The sequence below is a fragment of the Kitasatospora sp. NPDC056531 genome, assembly GCF_042794375.1.
Classification (GTDB): domain Bacteria; phylum Actinomycetota; class Actinomycetes; order Streptomycetales; family Streptomycetaceae; genus Kitasatospora.
Window position 1 is genome coordinate 1 of the sequence record NZ_JBHTTU010000171.1, and the last position, 959, is coordinate 959.

Genomic DNA, 959 nt, shown 5'->3' on the forward strand with positions numbered 1-959 from the left:
TCAGCGACGGCGACACCGTGACCGTCGTCAAGGCGCTCAAGGTCAAGGGCAGCGCCTCGGGCATCAAGGCTGGCACCAAGGTCCGCAACATCCGCCTGGTGGACGGCGTGGACGGCCACGACATCGACTGCCGCATCGAGGGCTTCGGCGCGATGCAGCTCAAGTCCAGCGTGGTGAAGAAGGCCTGAGGCCGAAAGCCCGAACAGCTGAACTGCCGTGCGGCTGAACGGCTGAACGACGACGGCCCGTGCGAGCGATCGGCTCGTACGGGCCGCCGCCGTTTCCGCCGGCTCCTCCGCCGCTCCTCCGCTACGCCTCCTCGCCGGGCGGCGGCGCGGTCGGGAAGAGGACCGGGCTGAGCAGGTACGGCTCCCGCCCCGGCGCCGGCCCGTTGGCCAGTCGGGGCGCCAGGACGGCCAGCAACTCCCCGCCCAGCTCGGCGAGTTCCTCCGGGCTGAGCCAGAACGTGCCCTGCCGGTAGGACACCCCCTGCGCCACCGGGTCGGCGTCCTCCCGGTCCAGATAGGCGTTGAACTCGGCGAGCAGGACGGCCATCGCGGCTGCGAAGCCCCGGCGGTGGTCCTCCTTGGTCATCACGGCGGCAGCGGCGGCGTCGACCACCGGGCGGTCCTTGCGCAGCCGGTAGTGCCGCTCCACCGCGCCGCGCACCCGCTGCTCTTCCGCCACCTCCAGGAACCCCGCCTCGGCGAGCAGCGCGACATGCCGGTAGACGGTCACCTTCGACACGCCCGACAACCGGGCGCACAGCTGCGAGGTGGTGAGCACCCGGCCGCCGGCGAGGGCGTGCACCATGCGCAGGCGCACCGGATGAAGGAGGAGGTCTGCGGCGTCGAGGTCCATTGCTCTACGATTTCACAGTCGCTACCATTATCAAAGATGAAAACGATAGTGCGCCGGCGGCAGCCGCCCGCGCACGGAGAACGGGGGGAGGCGGATGC

The 959-nt window shown here is 70.9% G+C and carries 2 protein-coding genes; one reads left to right on the plus strand and one right to left on the minus strand.

Annotated features, from left to right (window positions below; translation table 11 throughout):
• The coding region (locus ACFQ87_RS43165) for an alkylphosphonate utilization protein (protein WP_380616488.1) at positions 1 to 188 on the plus strand (188 nt) is incomplete at its 5' end.
• Positions 189 to 309: 121 nt separating this feature from the next.
• Here the strand turns inward: ACFQ87_RS43165 and ACFQ87_RS43170 are convergent.
• Entirely contained in the window at positions 310 to 861 is a 552-nt protein-coding gene (locus ACFQ87_RS43170) for a helix-turn-helix domain-containing protein (RefSeq protein WP_380616489.1), read from the minus strand.
• Positions 862 to 959: the final 98 nt, after the last annotated feature.

Excerpts from the sequence above, each read along its gene's own strand:
- ACFQ87_RS43170 (WP_380616489.1), bottom strand. The coding sequence starts at position 861 with ATGGACCTCGACGCCGCAGACCTCCTCCTTCATCCGGTGCGCCTGCGC.